Source organism: Anaerococcus sp. HMSC068A02 (assembly GCF_001811125.1).
In the GTDB taxonomy this organism is placed as follows: domain Bacteria; phylum Bacillota; class Clostridia; order Tissierellales; family Peptoniphilaceae; genus Anaerococcus; species Anaerococcus vaginalis_C.
Genome location: NZ_KV803777.1, coordinates 1 through 1,596 on the forward strand (window position 1 = coordinate 1; position 1,596 = coordinate 1,596).

Sequence of the window (1,596 nt, forward strand, 5' to 3'; positions counted from 1 at the left end):
AAAAGTCAAGATCAAACAATAATTGAGAGTTTGATCCTGGCTCAGGATAAACGCTGGCGGCGTGCATAACACATGCAAGTCGAACGATGAAACTTAGCTGATTTCTTCGGAATGAAATTAAGTGGATTAGTGGCGAACGGGTGAGTAACACGTGAGTAACCTGCCTTACACAAGGGGATAGCCTTTGGAAACGAAGAATAATACCCTATAACGTCAATTTATCGCATGATAAAATGACCAAAGATTTATCGGTGTAAGATGGACTTGTGTCTGATTAGCTAGTTGGTGAGATAAAAGCCCACCAAGGCGACGATCAGTAGCCGGCTTGAGAGAGTGTACGGCCACATTGGGACTGAGACACGGCCCAAACTCCTACGGGAGGCAGCAGTGGGGAATTTTGCACAATGGGGGAAACCCTGATGCAGCGACGCCGCGTGATTTAGAAGGCCTTCGGGTTGTAAAAATCTTTTTTATGGGATGAAAATGACAGTACCATAAGAATAAGGTCCGGCTAAATACGTGCCAGCAGCCGCGGTAATACGTATGGACCGAGCGTTGTCCGGAATCATTGGGCGTAAAGGGTACGTAGGCGGCCTAGTAAGTTAGAAGTGAAATAATATAGCTCAACTATATAAAGCTTTTAAAACTGTTAGGCTTGAGAGATGAAAGGGAAAGTGGAATTCCTAGTGTAGCGGTGAAATGCGCAGATATTAGGAAGAATACCGGTGGCGAAGGCGACTTTCTGGTCATCATCTGACGCTGAGGTACGAAAGCGTGGGTAGCAAACAGGATTAGATACCCTGGTAGTCCACGCTGTAAACGATGAGTGTTAGGTTCTTGGAATAATCTGGGAGCCGCAGCTAACGCATTAAACACTCCGCCTGGGGAGTACGCACGCAAGTGTGAAACTCAAAGGAATTGACGGGGACCCGCACAAGCAGCGGAGCATGTGGTTTAATTCGACGCAACGCGAAGAACCTTACCAAGTCTTGACATATTACGGCGAAAATTAGAGATAATTTTCTATGACTTCGGTCAACTGTAATACAGGTGGTGCATGGTTGTCGTCAGCTCGTGTCGTGAGATGTTGGGTTAAGTCCCATAACGAGCGCAACCCCTATCGTTAGTTACCATCATTAAGTTGGGGACTCTAGCGATACTGCCGGTGATAAACCGGAGGAAGGTGGGGACGACGTCAAATCATCATGCCCTTTATGACTTGGGCTACACACGTGCTACAATGGCAGATACAGAGGGCAGCGAAAGAGCGATCTGAAGCGAAACTCACAAAGTCTGTCCCAGTTCGGATTGTACTCTGCAACTCGAGTACATGAAGTTGGAGTTGCTAGTAATCGCGAATCAGAATGTCGCGGTGAATGCGTTCCCGGGTCTTGTACACACCGCCCGTCACACCATGGGAGTTGGCAATACCCGAAGCCTGTGAGCGAACCATTATGGACGCAGCAGTCGAAGGTAGGGTCAGTAACTGGGGTGAAGTCGTAACAAGGTAGCCGTATCGGAAGGTGCGGCTGGATCACCTCCTTTCTAAGAGTAAAAAGTCGGTACGCTGACTTTTACCCAAAAGAAATTTTGAAA

At 47.5% G+C, this 1,596-nt stretch carries 1 rRNA gene; it reads left to right on the top strand.

What is annotated here, in order from left to right:
* Nucleotides 1–18 precede the first annotated feature (18 nt).
* Nucleotides 19–1,545: ribosomal RNA gene (locus tag HMPREF2782_RS09190) — 16S ribosomal RNA — on the top strand.
* The last annotated feature ends 51 nt before the right edge of the window (nucleotides 1,546–1,596 follow it).